12 protein-coding genes are annotated in these 16,639 nt (G+C 56.2%); 4 read left to right on the top strand and 8 right to left on the bottom strand.

The genetic code is table 11. From position 1 onward, the window contains the following. Positions 1–87 precede the first annotated feature (87 nt). The 5 genes from ACR0AD_RS17785 to ACR0AD_RS17765 all read right to left on the bottom strand — a co-directional run bounded on the left by ACR0AD_RS17785 (position 88) and on the right by ACR0AD_RS17765 (position 7,724). Complete coding sequence (locus ACR0AD_RS17785; protein WP_480488684.1) at positions 88–2,268, bottom strand: Tex family protein; 2,181 nt, start codon at positions 2,266–2,268, stop codon at positions 88–90. A 135-nt stretch (positions 2,269–2,403) separates the two neighbouring features. Further along, the gene (locus ACR0AD_RS17780) at positions 2,404–3,144 is read right to left on the bottom strand and encodes an aspartate/glutamate racemase family protein (protein WP_480484339.1); all 741 of its coding nucleotides are present in this window, start codon (positions 3,142–3,144) and stop codon (positions 2,404–2,406) included. Between the two features lie 38 nt (positions 3,145–3,182). After that, entirely contained in the window at positions 3,183–4,421 is a 1,239-nt protein-coding gene (locus ACR0AD_RS17775; RefSeq protein ID WP_480488686.1) for an NAD(P)/FAD-dependent oxidoreductase, read from the bottom strand. Position 4,422: 1 nt separating this feature from the next. Further along, positions 4,423–6,636: a TRAP transporter permease gene (locus ACR0AD_RS17770; RefSeq protein ID WP_480484337.1), complete on the bottom strand. Its 2,214-nt coding sequence runs from the start codon at positions 6,634–6,636 to the stop codon at positions 4,423–4,425. A gap of 80 nt (positions 6,637–6,716) precedes the next feature. After that, positions 6,717–7,724: a TAXI family TRAP transporter solute-binding subunit gene (locus ACR0AD_RS17765; RefSeq protein WP_480484336.1), complete on the bottom strand. Its 1,008-nt coding sequence runs from the start codon at positions 7,722–7,724 to the stop codon at positions 6,717–6,719. Between the two features lie 129 nt (positions 7,725–7,853). Here ACR0AD_RS17765 and ACR0AD_RS17760 point away from each other — a divergent pair, with 129 nt between their 5' ends. Next, on the top strand, positions 7,854–8,798 hold the full coding sequence (locus ACR0AD_RS17760) for a LysR family transcriptional regulator (protein WP_480488688.1): 945 nt from the start codon (positions 7,854–7,856) through the stop codon (positions 8,796–8,798). Positions 8,799–8,822: 24 nt separating this feature from the next. On the opposite strand, the gene ACR0AD_RS17755 is transcribed toward ACR0AD_RS17760, so the two are convergent. From ACR0AD_RS17755 to ACR0AD_RS17745, 3 genes are read right to left on the bottom strand one after another with little or no spacing between them, the layout of a single operon-like run. Further along, on the bottom strand, positions 8,823–11,036 hold the full coding sequence (locus ACR0AD_RS17755; protein ID WP_480488689.1) for a hybrid sensor histidine kinase/response regulator: 2,214 nt from the start codon (positions 11,034–11,036) through the stop codon (positions 8,823–8,825). Positions 11,037–11,039: 3 nt separating this feature from the next. Beyond that, on the bottom strand, positions 11,040–12,209 hold the full coding sequence (locus tag ACR0AD_RS17750; RefSeq protein ID WP_480488692.1) for an FIST N-terminal domain-containing protein: 1,170 nt from the start codon (positions 12,207–12,209) through the stop codon (positions 11,040–11,042). A gap of 45 nt (positions 12,210–12,254) precedes the next feature. Further along, complete coding sequence (locus ACR0AD_RS17745; protein WP_480488693.1) at positions 12,255–12,935, bottom strand: response regulator; 681 nt, start codon at positions 12,933–12,935, stop codon at positions 12,255–12,257. Positions 12,936–13,116: 181 nt separating this feature from the next. On the opposite strand from ACR0AD_RS17745, the gene ACR0AD_RS17740 reads away from it, so the two are divergent. The 3 genes from ACR0AD_RS17740 (at position 13,117) to ACR0AD_RS17730 (ending at position 16,617) form a co-directional block, all read left to right on the top strand. Beyond that, the gene (locus ACR0AD_RS17740) at positions 13,117–13,665 is read left to right on the top strand and encodes an SRPBCC family protein (protein WP_267367516.1); all 549 of its coding nucleotides are present in this window, start codon (positions 13,117–13,119) and stop codon (positions 13,663–13,665) included. A 28-nt stretch (positions 13,666–13,693) separates the two neighbouring features. Continuing rightward, the gene (locus tag ACR0AD_RS17735; RefSeq protein WP_480488696.1) at positions 13,694–14,176 is read left to right on the top strand and encodes a (2Fe-2S)-binding protein; all 483 of its coding nucleotides are present in this window, start codon (positions 13,694–13,696) and stop codon (positions 14,174–14,176) included. Positions 14,177–14,256: 80 nt separating this feature from the next. Next, a complete protein-coding gene (locus ACR0AD_RS17730) occupies positions 14,257–16,617 on the top strand; it encodes a xanthine dehydrogenase family protein molybdopterin-binding subunit (RefSeq protein WP_480488698.1) in 2,361 nt (786 codons plus the stop codon). Positions 16,618–16,639: the final 22 nt, after the last annotated feature.

Raw genomic sequence — 16,639 nt, 5'->3', positions numbered from 1 at the left:
TGCCAACCTAGTCGTAATCATGGATTGGAACACGTGCAAGGCACTAAGCTGACGCTGTCAAACACGGGTTCCGAAGCAAAGTTCACTTCATCCTCCGCGACGGTTTCCTCCACCCCCTTGTTTTCGCATGGTCAACCCAATGCGTTTTCTCGCGACATCAACATCGACGACACGTACTTTAACCACCTGCCCGGTTTTAACCACGTCATGCGGATCTTTGACAAACCGGTCCGCCAGCTGGCTGACATGAACCAGCCCATCCTGATGCACGCCGATATCCACAAAAGCGCCGAAAGCGGCGACGTTGGTGACTGTGCCTTCCAAAACCATTCCGGGTTTCAGATCGGTGATTTCTTCGATGCCATCGGTGAAAGATGCGGAGACAAAACTGGGTCTGGGGTCGCGTCCGGGCTTTTCAAGTTCGGCAAAGATGTCCCGAACCGTCGGCAGGCCGAAATCCTGAGTTACAAATTGTTCCGCCCGCAACCCCTTTAACGCGCCATCATGGCCCATGATGTGACGGATATCGCGACCGCAGGCGGCAACGACCCGGCGCGCAATGTCATAGGCTTCGGGGTGCACTGAAGACGCGTCTAAAGGCTCTGAACCGTCCCTGATGCGCAGGAAACCGGCGCATTGTTCGAACGCACGTGGTCCAAGGCGGGCGACGGACAGCAAATCCTTCCGCGATAGGAAGGGCCCATTCAGGTCACGGTGGGTGACAATCGCTTCGGCCTGCGCCGGACCCAGACCAGACACGCGTGACAGCAAAGGGGCAGATGCGGTGTTCAGATCAACCCCGACAGCATTCACCACATCCTCGATCGCGGAATCCAGCGACTGTGACAGGCGATGCTGATCCACATCATGCTGATACTGGCCAACACCAATGGATTTCGGTTCGATTTTAACCAGCTCGGCCAAGGGGTCCTGCAATCGGCGCGCAATCGAGACCGCGCCACGTAGCGAGACATCCAGATCCGGAAACTCGCGCGCAGCCAGTTCAGATGCGGAATAAACCGAAGCGCCAGCTTCTGACACCACCACTTTTGTTGGTGCTTTCACCGTCTTGGGTAGAAGTGCAAGAGTGTCTGCAACCAACCTTTCGGTTTCACGGCTGGCCGTCCCGTTCCCGATTGCGATCAGTTCGATCCGATGAGCTGATATCAGATTGAGGATACTGGCCTGTGCACCTCGCAGATCATTCTTCGGCTGAAACGGGTACAAGGTGTCGGTGGCGACAACCTTGCCGGTCGCATCAACAACAGCAGCCTTTACGCCCGTACGAATGCCCGGATCCAGACCCAAGGTCGCCTTGGCACCTGCCGGTGCGGCAAACAGCAGATCCTTGAGGTTTCGCGAGAAGACCTGAATGGCTTCGTCTTGCGCCCGGCTGCGCAGGTCAGCCATCAGTTCGACCATCATGGACAGCGAAAGTTTCACCCGCCAAGTCCAGCCCGCGACTTTGCGCAACCACACGTCTGCTAGCCCAGTGCCACGTGTCTGTAGATGGGCGGCGACAATCGTCTCGGCCCGCGCGGCACCAAACTCCGGTTCAGGCGCGATATCCAGCGTGACGATGCCCTCTTTGGATGCCCGCAGCATCGCCAATGCCCGATGTGACGGCACGTCCGCCCACAATTCGGAATGGTCAAAGTAGTCACTGAACTTGGCGCCGTCCTTTTCCTTGCCTTCTATGACCTTTGCGCTGAGCAGAGCCTCGTGCTGCATGAAACTGCGCAATTCGCCCAGCAGAGCGGCGTTTTCTGTCAACCGCTCGGTCAAAATATCCCGCGCACCGTTCAAAGCATCCCGGGTCGTTGTTACCGCCTCGGTGAGGTACGCCGCGGCTAATATTTCAGGGTCGCAGTTGCGGTCCGCCAGAATAGCGTCAACCAAAGGTTCAAGCCCATTTTCGCGTGCAATCATCGCCTTGGTGCGCCGTTTTGGCTTATACGGCAGATAAATGTCTTCCAACTGCGCTTTGGTTTCCGCGCGCGCAATGGATTTACTCAGATCGTCGGTCAGTTTGCCCTGATCCTTGATCGAGTTCAGAATGGTTTCACGCCGCGCTTCAAGCTCGCGCAGATAAGTCAGCCGCTCAGACAGCAGGCGCAATTGGGTGTCGTCCAATCCTCCGGTTGCTTCTTTCCGGTATCGGGCGACAAAAGGCACGGTTGCTCCTTCGTCCAGTAGCTTGATCGCGGCACCGACCTGCTCGGAACGTGCCTTAATCTCGGTGGCGATAGTGCGGGCGATACGGTCCAATGGTGCCTCCTGAAGCGACGGTGGAAGAACTTCTTAACCAGCCGTTTCGGCAAGGGGAAGACCCTTGGTTCACTCCGCAGTCAGGCCGTTTCAGTTTGGCTGTTCATCAAGTCAGCACGCCAGGCAGTGTCCACATCAAACCCACGGCATAAGTCCGCGATACGGGCTACGCGTGCTTACCGAATGGGCCATATGTGCCAAGGTCACCAGATCATAAACCGGCAGGCTCAATTCCTTCTGAATTGAGGCCGCGTAAGGCGGTAGATCGGTGCATTCCAGTACCAGCGAACGGATTTCCGGTGTATCGCGTTTCAGTTTGCGTACAGCATTCAGAACTTCAGCCTCAATCAGATCGGTATCCATTCGGGTGCGCGTATTGCGCAGGATGACTTCGGCGAACTCGGTCGTGTTCTCAAGACCCTGCACAGCTACGGGGATATCTCCTGCCCCAACCCCATCGAAATGGCGTTGCGTCAGCGCCGAGGAATCGGCGGTTATCACTCCTACCGGTGCACTGGCACCGGTCATGTAATAAGCCAGCGGCACCTGAATCAGGCTTGAGGCAAAAACGGGCACGGACACGGCTTCGGCCAGCTCTTTCTGGAACAATGCAAGAAACCCGCAACTGCCAGTGATGGCCCGCACACCTTCGGATTCAAGCCTCTGCGCGCCTTTGATGAAGGGCTCCAGCAACTCTGGTGTCGGGTTGTTCAGCAGCTTTGGTACTGTGACGCCTTCAATCATCTCATACAGCACCGGGAACGGAAGACTCGATGGGTTTTTGATATGGCCCGGAGGTTTGGGGAAATAGCTTTCCAGGCACAAAACTCCGATGGATGCCCCGCAGATATTCTGTCCACCTGGGTAGATCGGCATGACGTTGTGATCCTTCTCGAGAAGTCGCTTCGCGTGTTTTAAAACCGCGACAAGGCAAATGGGTCCAGACTGATGTTCAGACGCTGTCCAGCTACCAGATCGGCCACAAGCTCTCCGGTTTTAGGCGCCATCATCAGGCCATAGTGGGAATGACCGAAAGCGCTGAACAATCCCTGATGTCCGTCAATCGGCCCGATGGCAGGCAAGCTGTCTGGAAACGATGGGCGGCGCCCCATCCAGAATTGCGTGTCGGCGGTATTAAGATCCGGTATCATTGCCTTGGCTTGTCGCGTCAGTAACGCCTGTTTTCGTGGATCGGGCGGGGCATCTACACGCGCAAACTCGGCGGTGCCTGCCACACGCAGCCCGCCCTGCATCGAACTGGCAACCACTTTGGCATCCACATCCATGACCGAATTCTGAAGGCTCGCCAAAGGTGCGGGGAACTGAACATGGTACCCGCGTTCAGCAGCCAGCGGCACAGACAGACCCAAAGGTTTCAAAAGCTCGGCAGACCACACACCTGCAGCCAATATGACTGTATCAGCCTGAAGCGTATCGGTCTGGGTTGTCAGATGCCACCGCCCCTCGTCGGTACGGTTCAGTTTTCGAACTTCGGCCCGAATAAACTCAGCGCCTTGTTGGCGCGCTTTTTCAGCCAGAACCGCGCCAATCTGACCGGGTGATGTAATCCGTGCCTGACCTTTGATAAGGATCGCTGCTTCGAAATCCTCGGATAGAGCGGGTTCAATTCGGCGCAACTCTGGGCCGTCGATCCTCTCGAGTTGCCCACCTTTCTCCTGTCGGATCAGATATCCCAGCGCCTTCAGGTCAGCTTGATTCGGGTGTCGGAAAGCATGGATGTAGTTGGAATCGACAATCAGGTCTTCATAACCAGTGTTCTGCAAATGACGTCGATACAACTCTATCGACGGTCTGCAAAGAAGCTCCATCGCATCCGAGATTCGGCGGACCGATCGTTCATCAGATGCTTTCAAAAACCTCAGGCCCCAAGGGACCATCCTCGGCCAGAACGAGGCCCTGACGGACAAGGCGCTTTTGGGGTCCAGCAGCATCCGGGGGATTGCCTTCCAGATACCGGGAACCGCTTGGGGGATCACTGACCATGGCGAGACGACACCAGCATTACCGAATGAGGTCTCCTGCCCGGGCTCTCCCCGGTCAATCAACCGCACGGTTTTGCCACGTTCCTGCAATGACAGCGCGCAGCAGATGCCGACGATCCCGGCGCCGATTATGGTAACACGTTCAGACATGTCAGGCCGTTGCTTGAGTTCGGGTGCGGGCGATCAACTGCGCAACGATCACGGGTGACGCCACTGCCAGCGCGATCAGGTCTGCCGTTAACGTGGGTGCCACGAAGATGATCCCGGCAAAGGCAATCAGAATACGAGACAATACGTTGAGCGGTTGCAGCCAATATCCGACGACCGCCGCGGACAGAGCGATGACCCCCGCTATGCAGCTTGTCGCAGTATATGTGAATTCCCAAAAATCAAACCCAGTGGAAGACACGAACAACAAAACCGGCGCATAGACGAATGCCATCGGCGCTATCACCTTGCCCAACCCGAGCGTAAACGCGGACAGCCCGGTGCGGAACGGATTTGAGTTGGCGATCGCAGCTGCCGCATAAGCCGAGGTACAGACCGGAGGTGTAATTTCGGATACCACACCGTAGTAAAGCACGAACAGGTGGCTTGCGATGGGCGGAACACCCAACTGAGCCAGCGCGGGCTGCGCGACAGAAACCAGCATGATGTAAAGCGCGGTGGTCGGAATACCCGCCCCCATCAAGATGCAGACGACAGCGATGAAGATCAGTGAGATGAACAGTTGCAGGTCTTCGATTGCAAACAGCTGGAAGCTGCCGAACGAGATCATATTATAAAGATCCGCCGCCAGATTGCCTGCCCCTTGCGTGACCATAAATCCGATACGAAAGCCGATACCGGTGGTGTTGATCACACCCACAACAATACCGACAGCGGCGGCAGCGGCACCCACCGCCAGCGAGTATTTTACGCCCAGTTCGACAGCAGCCAGCATCTCGGGCACTTCGATACGTTTTTGTGGGTTCAGTGTGGCTGTCACAGACAGCGCGCAGAGTATCGCGGTCATTGTCAGGTCGAACCCGCCATCCGAGAATTTCCACAACACAAAGGCCAGAAACGCCGCCGCGTAAATCAGCGTTGGTGGCTGCTTGATACGCGACATACCCGCGATCACCGCCAGCGATATGCCGCAGAAGGCCGACATGAATGGCGTGTAACCGGTAAACAGCACCACCAGCAGGCCAATCAGGGGCACGATATTGGCCCAACCTTCAGCCCAGACAGCTTTAAGCTGCGGTAATTGCTCTTTCGTCAGACCCTTCAGGTTCAGCTTGCGCGCCATCAGATGCACAACTGCAAAGACACCCACGTAGTGCAGAAGCGCCGGGAAGATCGCCGCAATGACAATAGTGGTGTAAGGCACCTCTAGGAACTCGGCCATGATAAAGGCCGCGGCTCCCATGATGGGCGGGGTGATCTGGCCGCCCGCCGAGGAAGCGGCCTCGACCCCGCCCGCGAAATGGCCCGGATAACCCAGGCGTTTCATGTTCGGGATGGTTAGCGCTCCGGTTGAAACCGTGTTGGCGACTGAAGACCCCGAGATCGTTCCAAAGAATGCCGATGAAACGACCGATACCTTGGCCGGGCCACCTGTATAGCGACCCGCCAGAATGGTGGCATTGTCGATAAACAACTGTCCCAACCCGGTGCGCTGCGCGATCACACCAAACAAAACGAAATGGAAGACTATGGTCGAAACGACCCAAAGCGTGACGCCATAGATGCCTTCCTGCGGAAAGTACATCGACGACACGAAGGTTTTGAAATTTACACCGGGATGCTGCAACAAACCGGGAAAATAAGGACCAAGCAGAGCGTAAGAGATGAATACGCAGATAATCAGCGGCAGCACCCAACCCAGCGTGCGACGGGCGATGTCAAGTACCAGCAGAATGATAACCACGCCAAGAAAGACATCGTAATTGTTGGGATTACCCATACGAAAAGTCTGTTCCTCGATCCCGAGAAAGGGAATACCGCGCCAGGCAAATCCAACGTAAAGCGCCGCAACGATGCCAAATGCCATGAATACCAGGTCATAAAGCGGGACGTTCCCAATACGAAACCTGCTGATTTTGAGCGCATATAGGTTTTTAGCCCCGACAATCGGAATGGTCGCGTAAACCAGTATGAACAACAGGGCCAGATAAATGCCCATGTGCCAGTGGTCCGCCGGCAAGCCGAAACCTGCGGTGAAGAATTCATAGGACGCGAATAACAGGGCAACAACCCGCAGAACCTTGGCCGTGTTCGGTGTAACCTGACGTACTGCGGCGCCTTCGTCGAACTGTTCTTCGATGGCTGCCAGTTCTTCGGCTGTCAGGTCGTGGTCATCGCGTGTTTCGGTCTCGGACATGATGGCCCTCTGATTGCGCGTGTAAGGAGAGTGCGGTGCCCCGCACAGGGGCACCGACGACAGGCTTCAATGAGGTTCGATTACTGCAGAAGGCCTGCTTCTTTGTAGAACTTCTCTGCACCAGGATGCAGGGGGACACCCAGTGCTTCGACTCCGTCCAAAGCTGTGTCAGCTGTGATCTGCTTGCCTTTGGCGTGACCGTTGTCCAGCAGTTTTCGGGTGTTGTCGTTCCACAGTGCTTTGGTCAGCTGATAGACCAGTTCTTCGGACAGATCCGACGACACAACCAGCATAGCGCTGACCGCTGGGGTCTTGGTTTCGGTGTCAATCCCTTCATACACACCGCCCGGTATGGCGGAAGGGATATAGGCCGGAATGATCTCGTTGATCTTAGCAAGGTCTTCGTCACTGAACGAGTGCAGGTTCATACCTTTGGTCGATGACAACTGCACCATAGCGGCGACCGGCCAGCCAGCTGCGTAGAAATACGCGTCCAGCTGCCCATCGGCCAGACGCTCGGCGCTCTGACTGTTGTTCAGCTCTGCTTCGTCCATGTTATCGCGGTTCACGCCCCATGCATCCAGCATCTGCAGCACGGCCACCTGTGTGCCTGAACCCGCCTGTGCGATACCCACGCGCTTGCCTTTGAGATCGCTCAGGTCACCAATGGTCTGACCTGCGGGCAGAACCAGATGCAGATCCTCTGGGAACAGGTTTGCCACAATGCGCAGCTTGGGATGCGGCTTGCCTTCGAACTTGCCTTCGCCCAGATACATCGAACGGGTGACATCAGCGGCGGCCAGACCGGCCTCAAGCTCGCCATTCTCCACTGCCGCGTTGTTAAAGACTGACGCAGTTGTTGATTGTGCAATCGCGATCAGGCCGGGTACGCCGCACTGACCACCTTCTTCGCAGGGGCGCGAGCCCGGAGGGGCCGAGATCCCATTTGCGATGGTTCCGCCAATCGGAAAATAGGTGCCGCCTGCACCACCGGTGCCAATACGGAAAAAAGTTGGGTCCTGTGCAAGTGCGGGCGCGGCCATAGCACCTGCCAAAGCCAGACCTGTCAGGCATTTCATCAGTCTCATCGTAAGCTCCCAGTTTTGGATCATTGGATTCGGTTTGTCCGAACTCTGATCCAATCAGCCTATGGAGATTTACCATAAATACAAATTTGTTATATTTAACTAAACTGAAGTTTGGCTTATGGATTTGGAATGAACCTTACTCAATTGACTGTTTTTCGTGAGGTGATGGAAAGCGGCTCTATCTCTCAAACCGCAAAAAAGCTGAACCGGACACAGCCGGCCATCAGCCTTGCGCTCAAGAACCTAGAAAAAAGTTTGGGGCTGATCCTGTTCGAACGAAGAGGGCGCCGTTTGATTCCAGTACCGGAAGCACACTACCTATTGTCGGAAACCACTGGTATTCTGGACAGATTATCTACGATTTCCAGTACGATGCACGGACTTCTTAAAGGGAGTTCCGGTAGCTTGAATATTGCAGCGATGCCAGGCCCTTCCACTTTTGCCTTTCCGAATTTCATCAGCCGTTCAGTTGGTGGAAACCCCGATATACAAATCACACTTTCAACTCGCAGCTCTCCGCAGATTATGGAACTGGCGGGTACTCAGAACATCGATTTCGGGTTTGCTGATTTTGAACATCCGACAGGTAAGCAACCACAGTTCTCAGCCGAGATCATAAGCGGCGACTGTTTTTGCGCGCTGGACAGAGACAACCCCCTGGCGAAAGAAAGCGCCGTTATGATATCCGATCTTGACGGAGTTCCAATGGGCGGGCTGCATGACACGCATCCGTTTCAGGAAAAAGTGCGACAAGCGTTTCAGATGGTCTCGGCGAATTATACGCCAACCGTGACCTGCCAATATTTTCTGCCGCTTATCCCTTTTGTCGGATCGGGCCAATGCTGCACGATTGTCGATCCGTTGACAGTCGTTACCGAGCGGGAGTTGAACATTTCAAACGACCGTGTCGTGTTTTTGCCCTTCAGTGAACCGTTGAGGTATGAATATGCGATCCTGTCACCGAACCACCGGCCTCCGTCTCAGCTAGCGTTGCAGATCAAAGCCGGCTGGAAGGCAGAGGTTTTGTCGATGCTACATCGAACAGGTGCCAACCCACAGACAGAAATCGCCTGAAAACATACACGTTTCCAGTGCTGCTCAGTTGCGTTGTTCAATTGATGACTCCAGCGTTGACCGCAAAAGTTGCGCATCAAGCGGTTTGTAGAGCAAAGGCAGATTGGCGCGCTTGCAGCGCCTGGCCAGTTCAGGTGATCGGTTGGCCGAAATAACGCAGCCGGGCAGAGGCCCAAACTCGTTCGTCAGGGCATGTATCGCGTCGACACCGGTTCTGTCGTGGTTCAAATGAAAATCGGCAACTATTGCGTCGGGCAGAATGTCAATTTCGCGAAGTAGATTGATTGCTTCGTCTTCGCTTTCGCTCTCCAAAACCTCGACCCCCCAGGATTCGACTGTCATGGTCAGTGCGCTACGAAGATTTTCATCATTCTCAATCAACAATACGACCGTGTTACCAAGTATGTTGTAGCCCGGATCGTGGGCCGCAGGGGCACTGCCGCATGCAGTCTGCTCTTCCTGTGCCAACGGTACTTCGACCGAGAATCCAGTTCCTTTGCCTACTTCGGAATACAGCTGGATTGGATGTTGCAACAGCCCACAGGCGCGCTCTACGATTGCAAGGCCCAATCCCATACCTTCTGCGGCACTGGCATCAGAATGCAGGCGCTGAAATTCCTGAAAAACGAGGTCTCTTTGGTCTGACGCGATTCCGATGCCCGTATCCCAGACCTGCAAGGCAATTGCGCCTTCACGACGCCGCACACCGACCAGAACTTTTCCGGTCTCGGTATACCTGATCGCGTTCGACAGCAGGTTCTGCAAAATCCGACGCAAATAGCTGGCGTCGCTGGTCACACGCGCGTTTGTGTCAACAAATGACAGTTCAAGCCCTTTTGCCTGCGCAACCGGGCGAAATGCGTCTTCCATCTGAGAAAACAGCGCACTCACTGATATGGTGGACAAATGCGCGGTGGCCCGTCCTGAATCCAGCTTCGAGATATCCAGCAGCGCTTCCAGAATGTGTTCAACGCTGTTCAGCGCACTTTCAGCCTTGCCTGCAACAGTCCTTGCGTCGTCTTTGTCCAGGCCGCTGCCCAGCGATGCAACATAAAGCTTTGCCGCGGAAAGAGGTTGTAACAGGTCGTGGCTGGCCGCTGCCACAAATCGCGACTTGGACGCGTTTGCACGCTCGGCCTCGTTCAAAGCGTCAGCCAGTTCCATCGTGCGTGATGTTACGCGTTGTTCCAACAGCTCTTTGGCTTCGTATAAGGCCTGAGCGGACTTTCGTTCTGCGGTAACATCGGTGAAAGATATCACAAAACCCCTGTCGGGCATTTCCTGAGCAAACACAGAAAGTATTTTCGACCTTCCACGGTGCATCTGAAATTGCAGAGGACGGCGATAGGTTTGCCGCGTCACCCAATCCAGCAGATCGGCTTCCGTTATTCCCTTCTGAAACTTGATGTTCGCGCTGAGGCGGTTGGACAGCGATTCAAACCGGGTCCCCATCTGAAACTGCGCGATCGGAATGGCCAGCAACTCGCTGGCGCGGTTGTTCCACCCGATCAGACGGTGTTTGTTGTCAAAAATACAAACGCCCTGTTCGATATGTTCCAGCGTTGCGCGGATCAGCCTGGCCTTGTCATCCAGTATCCGGTCACGTTCCTGCCGTTCGATCCGCATGATATCGGTCACATCGGTTTGCAGAATAACAGTGCCGCCATCCGGCGTGCGGTGTTCGGATACTTGCGACCACCGATTGCCAACAAGCCGGACGTTGAACACCACATGATCGTCCGTGTGCCGATCCAGGCGGCTTTTGGCCCAGTCTGTCGGGGTCATTGTTTCAGGCAGGGACAGAAACCCTGATCGGCTGACCAGTTCGACATATGCGGCAAAGCTCAATCCCGGGCTCAGCCGCTCCTGAATGTCAGGCATATGCAGACCAAAACGGCTGTTACACAGCACCAGTTTTTCGTCGCGATTGAAAAGGGCGAACCCTTCCTGCACCGTTTCGATTGCATTGGCCAGGTCCGCGCGTGCGGCTTCGGTATCCTTGTTCGCCTGTGCCAATCTGGCATTAGAATCGTTCAGCAATTCAAGGGCGCGTTCCAGATCATTCGTCCGGGCGCGGACCTCTTGTTCAAGCACGGCCGCGCGCTGAAACTGCGCATAGGCTGCGCCTGACGCATCGGTGGATTCCTCTACCCGGCGCATCAGCGCTTCGGCGATCTTGCGAAGTTTCTCGTTCTGGCGGTCAACCGAGTCCGAGGGGTCTGTAAGATGCTCGATCATGCGTTACTCTTTCTCGGGTGGATAAATCGCAACACCCGTCAGAGTTTGGTTCACGTGGATGGAATTGTACTGCTCTCCGTAGGTTGAAAATCCGACAACGTGATTGCGGGCCAGAATGTCCGAGATGTCGCGCGTCTTTTGCTTTTCTTGTGCTTCCAGTCGGCGGAGAATGCAGTCGCAACCCAGAATGGTGTCGGGTTGCCGTTTCTCGGTCAGAAGGCCGATTTCTTCCTCAAGGTGCTCGACCATGTCCCTTGGTTCGGCCAGCGTCAGCACAAGCCCTTCATCAATGGCCGAGAAAAAGACAAGGTCCCCGTTGCCCGCCACCTGCTGAATGGCGCGGACGTGATGCTGCCCGCCAATCTGCACAACAACGGGGTGCGCCGCAAAGGTGAATGTCGTCAGTTGTTCCGGGTCCTTGCCAAGGATACGGGCGTACTCGCGGGCGGCGGGCTCGGCGTTGATCTCCTGAACGATGCGTTTTGCCGGATCGGCCTTGGTCACCACCATACGCCGGGTCGTTGGTACCAGATGATCGGTTTTGAACACCTTGATCGGGCACCGCGTACGAACCTGAGTCAGTATGGCAGCATTGCTCAGTGCTTTGCCCTGATGCAGCACATAGGTACGCCCGAACCGGGTTCCATCACCGGCCGATCCGCCAAACAATGGCACCGGCCCCAAGCCGACGGCCAACTCGGAGGTCAACGCATCCTCTTTGGTCGACAATCCGTCGATCATCAGGAATGTAAATTCATGGTTCCAGTCGGGCGCCGTGACCATCATGGCATTTCGGTTGTGGATCATCTCATTGATGATGCTTTCCGCCTCAAAATCGTTCAGATCGGAAACCAGGACCGTACGCGTGTCGAAATGGGATTGCGGAAGGCCGATTGCGACGATCTGATCTTCGCAATAACCGCTATCCGCAAGTTCTCCGGCGGTGGTGCAGCCAACCACCGGCGTAGGCGCAAACACCTGCTCGGCTTTGGCAATGACCGCAGCCGCGTCCGCGTTCGGACTGACGAACAATATCACCAGCGCAAGTGGCTCAGCCCCGAATTGACGTTCGAGCACCCCAAGCGCCTGCCCGGTGTCGTAACGCACGAAAGCCGTTTTGACGATGCCTGTCGCACCGGTCCGGGCTGTCGCCCACCCGACTGCTTGGTCCATCGAGCCTCCTCCCTAAAGCGCGACGATGTGGTGAGAGTATGACGCTTAGCCGTGGTCTTGCAAGACGCTGGCAAACGAAGCTTTCTTTGCAATCAGAACGGCTTGCGTCCGGCTTTGCACACCCAGTTTCCGCATGATTGCCGTGACATGCGCTTTGACCGTGGGTTCCGCAATGGACAGGTCATAGGCAATCTGTTTGTTCAGCTTGCCCTCACAGATCAGTTGCAGAATGCGGGCCTGCTGATTTGTCAGCGTCGCAAGCCGATTGACCGCCTCGGCGTGTTCATCCTCTTCAACATTGATCAGAACGCACCCTTCGGGCACGAAAACTTTGCCGGAATGCACTGTCTCGAATGCCAGGCGAAACACATCGCGTTGGCTATGCTTGGGTACATAACCCGATGCGCCCGCCTGAATCACCTGACTGACAACGCGATTATCCGTCATCGAGGACACCACAATAACCGGGGCATTCGCAGCAGCCTTCAGACGGACAAGGCCGTCCAGCCCCTCCACATCCGGCAGGTTGAGGTCCAGCATGACCGCGTCCGGTTTCAGCCCACCTGACAGAAGTTCCATCGCGCCTTCCAGTCGGTCCGCGGTATGGATTTCGCCGATCTGCGCCACGCTTTGCAAGGTCATCGACAGCGCGTCGCAAAACAGGGGGTGGTCATCGACGATCAGCACTTTCTCGAAGCCAGATCTTTCGACGGAGTCTGCAAGCATTTGGTATTGCCTTTTTTCAATCAGGTTGCCCCCAGTTTATCCAATCCTAACAACGAAAGTAATCTGCGCCTACTGGCCCAAAGTCGTACATAAGATCGGCTCGGCGACACCTACACCCAAGGTCTAATAGGCAGGGCGAAAAACACCACGTAGCGTAAGAAAAAACACCTGGAGAAGAGAAATGGAGCTTAGTGACAGCCGCGTCATTGCCGCGCCGCGATCCAAGGTCTGGGACGCGCTTTTGTCGGCTGAGGTTCTGAAAGAATGCGTTCCGGGATGTCAGGAAATGACGGGCTCGGTCGATGACGGATTCGAAGCGACGGTGGTGCAGAAAGTCGGCCCCGTAAAAGCGACCTTCAAAGGGGCCGTTACCCTTTCTGATATCGTAACGCTTGAAAGCGTGAAGCTCTCGGGTGAAGGTAAGGGTGGGGCTGCTGGTTTTGCCAAGGGTGCGGCCGATGTCAGTTTGTCTGATGTGCCCGAAGGTACTCTGCTGACCTATACCGTCGACGCACGTGTCGGTGGCAAGCTGGCCCAGCTGGGCAGCCGGGTCATCGATGGCGTCGCCAGAAAAATGGCCGACCGGTTCTTTGAAAATTTTCAGAACGCGGTCGAACCCGAAAAAACACCCGATCCGGAAACCTCGGATCAGGTTCAAGCCGAACCTTCTGCCGAGGGTGAAGGCGGCGAAGCAAAAAAAGGTTGGTTCAAGCGCGTATTGGGCGGTTGAACCGTTGGAATTCAGGGAGGAGAAAGTCATGAAAATTTCCATGACCGTGAACGGCAAGGCTGTTAGCGGCGAGGTTGAGGGCCGGACGTTACTGTCCGGCTTTCTGCGCGAGCAACTGTCATTGACGGGCACGCATGTCGGCTGTGATACGGCCCAGTGCGGTGCCTGCGTTGTACATGTGAACGGCCAGGCCGTGAAGTCGTGCAATATACTGGCGGTCGAAGCTGACGGCGCTGACGTTGGCACAATCGAAGGTCAGGCAAATGCGGATGGTTCGCTGAATGTGATCCAGCAAGCCTTTCAGGATCATCACGGCCTTCAATGCGGGTTCTGTACTCCGGGTATGGTGATGAGCGCCGCAGCGCTGCTGAAAGACAACCCACGCCCGTCTGAGGCCGAAATACGGAAATATCTGGAAGGCAACCTGTGCCGCTGCACAGGCTACCACAATATCGTCAAGGCGATCATGGCCGCCTCAGGTCAGGACGTCGGCAGTATCGCCGCGGAATGATGCCGCTGCGGGCGTAAACGTTGCGCCCGTGGGACAAGTGAAGGGTGCAGCAGCATCCGTTTATGGGAGGAGAACAAGCAATGCCCAAAGACAGTGGCATCGGAGCCAGTTCCAAGCGACGCGAGGACGTCCGCTTTCTGACCGGAGCAGGCAACTATACCGACGACATCAACGTACGTGGTCAGGCTTACGTATATTTCCTGCGGTCCGACATCGCGCATGGTCGGATCAATTCTGTAGATACATCATCTGCCGAAGGTATGCCCGGTGTGGTCAGAGTATTCACCGGCAAAGACTTTGAAGGCGTGGGCGGAATGCCCTGTGGCTGGGAAGTGACCGACAAGCACGGCGCGCCGATGCAGGAACCACCACACCCAATTCTGGCACAGGGCAAGGTGCGCCATGTGGGCGATCCCATTGCCGCCGTGGTGGCTGACAGCCTGGAACAGGCCCGTGACGCGGCCGAGGCTATTGATCTGGATATCGAGGAACTGCCCGCCGTGATCGACATGAAATCCGCGGCGCAGGAAGGCGCGACGCTGGTTCATGACGATCTGAAAAACAACATCTGCTATGACTGGCAGCTGGGTGAGGTCGACGACGCCAAGGTGAACGACGTCTTTGCCAATGCCGCGCATGTCACCACTTTGGATCTGGTGAACAATCGGCTGGTCGCCAACCCGATGGAGCCGCGCGTGGCTGTGGCCGAGTACAGCCGGGGCACGGATGAATATACGCTCTATACCACTTCGCAGAACCCGCATGTCATCCGCTTGTTGATGTGCGCGTTCGTTCTGGGTCTGCCGGAACATAAAGTCCGCGTCGTAGCCCCGGATGTGGGCGGTGGTTTTGGCACCAAGATTTTCCATTACGCAGAAGAAGCGTTCTGCACCTTTGCCGCCAAGGCCTGCAACCGCCCCGTCAAGTGGACAGCCAGCCGGTCCGAGGCATTCATGTCGGATGCGCAGGGTCGTGACCATGTCAGCACGATTGAACTGGCTCTGGATGCGGATAACAATTTCATCGGCCTGCGGACCAACACCTATGCCAATCTGGGCGCCTATCTGTCGACCTTCTCCAGCTCGGTTCCGACATGGCTGCACGGGACGCTGATGGCAGGCAACTATAAGACCCCGGTCATTCAGGTGAATGTGAAGGCGATGTTCACAAACACGGTGCCGGTGGACGCCTATCGCGGCGCTGGTCGACCGGAAGCAACCTTCCAGCTGGAGCGTGTCATCGACAAGGCTGCGCGCGAGTTAGGTGTCGATCCGATCGCCCTGCGTCGCCAGAATTTTGTCACGCAGTTCCCCTATGACACGCCAGTCGCGCTGACCTATGACACCGGGGATTATAACGGGACCATGGACAAGCTTGAGGCCGCTGCCGATCTGGCGGGTTTTGCCGCACGACGCGCGCAGAGTGAGGCCAAAGGCAAGCTGCGCGGTCTCGGCGTCAATTGCTATATCGAGGCTTGTGGTATCGCGCCTTCGAATATCGTCGGCATGTTGGGAGCCCGTGCAGGTCTTTACGACGCGGCGACAGTTCGGGTGAACGCCACTGGTTCGATCAGTGTTATGGTCGGCGCACACAGCCACGGGCAAGGCCATGAAACAGCCTTCCCGCAGGTCGTGGCCGACATGATCGGCATCGACGAGTCAATGGTCGAGATCGTGCACGGCGACACTTCGAAGATCCCGTTCGGCATGGGCACCTATGGCTCACGCTCGCTGGCGGTCTGCGGCTCGGCTATGGTCAAGGCCACCGAAAAGGTGATCGACAAGGCCAAAAAGATCGCAGCCCATTTGCTGGAAGCGTCCGAGGCAGATATCGAACTTAAGGACGGTCAGTTCAGTGTTGCGGGGACCGACAAGTCGGTGGCGTGGGGGGATGTGACCCTTACGGCCTATGTCCCGCACAACTATCCGCTGGAAGTTGAACCGGGACTGGAGGAAACCGCGTTCTATGACCCGGCCAACTTTACTTTCCCGGCAGGGGCTTATGCCTGTGAGGTCGAGGTTGATCCAGACACAGGTCAGGTCACGATTGAGAAGTTCACGGCGGCGGATGACTTTGGCAATATCGTCAATCCAATGATCGTTGACGGACAAGTGCATGGCGGTATTGGTCAGGGCATCGGTCAGGCCCTGCTGGAGAACTGCGCCTATGACGAGAACGGCCAATTGCTGAGCGCGTCGTTCATGGACTATGCGATGCCACGCGCCGATGATGTCCCGTTCTACGGCGTGGATCATTCCAGCCAGACGCCCTGTACGCACAATCCGCTGGGCGTGAAGGGTTGCGGCGAGGCCGGAGCGATCGGCTCACCGCCAGCGGTGGTCAACGCGGTGCTGGATGCGTTGAACTCGGGTGGAAGGGCTGTTGATCATATCGACATGCCGATGAGCCCGTCACGCGTTTGGACTGCGATGCATGGTTGAGAGGTTGGGGTGCGAGGGGCCA

The organism is Ruegeria sp. BH8 (assembly GCF_056538065.1).
Note: the sequence above shows the minus strand (reverse complement) of the source record. Positions and strands in the feature narration are given on the sequence as shown.